The organism is Idiomarina baltica OS145 (assembly GCF_000152885.1).
Classification (GTDB): Bacteria; Pseudomonadota; Gammaproteobacteria; order Enterobacterales; family Alteromonadaceae; genus Idiomarina; species Idiomarina baltica.
Genome location: NZ_CH672403.1, coordinates 239,180 through 240,966, shown reverse-complemented (window position 1 = coordinate 240,966; position 1,787 = coordinate 239,180). Strand labels below are relative to the sequence as shown.

At 47.3% G+C, this 1,787-nt stretch carries 3 protein-coding genes; all 3 read left to right on the top strand.

Going from position 1 to position 1,787, the window contains the following annotated elements:
* A partial coding sequence (locus OS145_RS02540) for an META domain-containing protein (RefSeq protein WP_006954466.1) occupies positions 1-742 on the top strand: 742 nt, incomplete at its 5' end.
* An 8-nt stretch (positions 743-750) separates the two neighbouring features.
* A complete protein-coding gene (locus OS145_RS02535) occupies positions 751-1,203 on the top strand; it encodes an Rrf2 family transcriptional regulator (RefSeq protein ID WP_006954464.1) in 453 nt (150 codons plus the stop codon).
* Positions 1,193-1,787: amidohydrolase family protein (locus tag OS145_RS02530; protein ID WP_006954462.1), on the top strand; the 595-nt coding region annotated here is incomplete at its 3' end. The genes OS145_RS02535 and OS145_RS02530, both read left to right, overlap by 11 nt.

Here is a 1,787-nt window from a genome sequence, read left to right as displayed (position 1 = left end):
GGCATCGGGCGCTAAATTTGTTTCTGATGATGGTGAAAGTAGCTTCTGGAATAAAGGCAATATGGCCACATTTATCTGGCGGGGCGAGTCACTTCCTGAGTGCCGAGCTGCTGACTCCCTTCCCAAAGCGTTTTCAGCATCCGGCAATGAACCATTTTGGGCATTATCGCTAGAGGGGCAAGAGCTCGAAGTAAGTACGCCAGAAAAAGAGTGGATTGCTACAGTGACATCTATTCAGCCTTTGCTCGAAGACGGGATCGTATCACAGTGGCGACTCGCGACCGCGAACGGTGATCAAGTAGATATTCGGTCCGAGGTGTGTCGGGACACGATGAGCGGTATGGTCTATCCTTTTTCTGTGAGTTACTCCGGACAGTTTGACGGTGCCGGGTGTGGTGGTGAGACACTGAGCTTATTACAAGGACCTAAGTGGATTTTGACCGAAACCAATGCATCAATGACGCCTTCGTCTAATATGTATATTCAGTTCTTAGCCGATGGCAAGTTAGTGGGCTCGGACGGGTGTAACCGTCGTTTTGGACAATATCAGTTTGGTAGCGAAATGATTCATTTAAAGTGGGTAGGCAGTACACGTCGTGCTTGTTCGGAATCCATTATGCAGGATGCAACCACCTTTGCCGAAGCTGTTAATAATGTGCGGTCAATTAGCTTTGAAGATAATCGGCTCATTATAGAAAGTCGTAACGGGACCCAATTAAAGCTAAAAAATGAGAAGCCTTAGGAAATCGCGTGCAACTAAAGAAATACACAGATTATGGATTACGGGTACTGATTTACTTGGCGGCAGCAGAGCCCGATGAGAGAGCAACGATAAACGATTTAAGTAGCGTATTCTCGGTATCTAAAAATCATTTAAATAAAGTGGTTCACCATTTGGGTAAGCTTGGCCTGATAAAGACGTGGCGAGGCAAAGGGGGCGGCTTTTCACTCGCAGTAGATGCCCGTCACACACGTTTGGATACGGTTATCCGCCAGCTTGAAGGGGACGAAGACTGGATTGATTGTCTGAACCCAACTTGTAAGATTTACTCAGTATGTGATTTGAAGGGAATTATCCACGCAGGTAAAGAGCAGTTCTATAGTTACCTTGCTAAATACACCATTGCTTCGTTGGTTGAAAGACCCGAGGAAATAAAAGTGCGTTGGCACATAGACACTCAGGAGTTGAACGATGAATCATAGAATAGCGCTTGGGTTGGTGTTAGCAGTCTGTAGTTCTGCTGCGCAGGCAGATGGCTGGTTACATTGCGGTAACCTATTTGATAGCGAACAAGGTAAGTTGGTTGGCGAACGCTATGTTCACTTTAATGCAAATAAAATCCTTGCCGTGACGTCTGATAAACCTGCGGCAGACAGTGTTGATCTCAGTGATAAAACCTGTCTCCCAGGGTTAACTGATTTGCACGTTCATTTGGATGGCCAGTCGGGGCCGGGCGCCTATCTGAATCGTTTTACCGAAGGGCCCGCCGATCTTGCGTACACTGCTCAAAATTACGGTATGAAGACCTTGCTAGCGGGTTTTACTACGGTGCGTAATCCAGGCGACTCCTATAATGTGACGCTCGCTTTACGAGATGCGATCAAGGCGGGCAAGGTTAAAGGGCCACGTATCTATAGTGCTGGAAAATCACTTGCGACCACTGGCGGTCATGCTGATCCCACCAACGGTGTGAGACCCGATTTGATGGGAGAACCCGGTCCTAAGCAGGGGGTTGTAAATAGTCCATCGGATATAAAGGAAGCGATTCGTCAGCATTACAAAGATG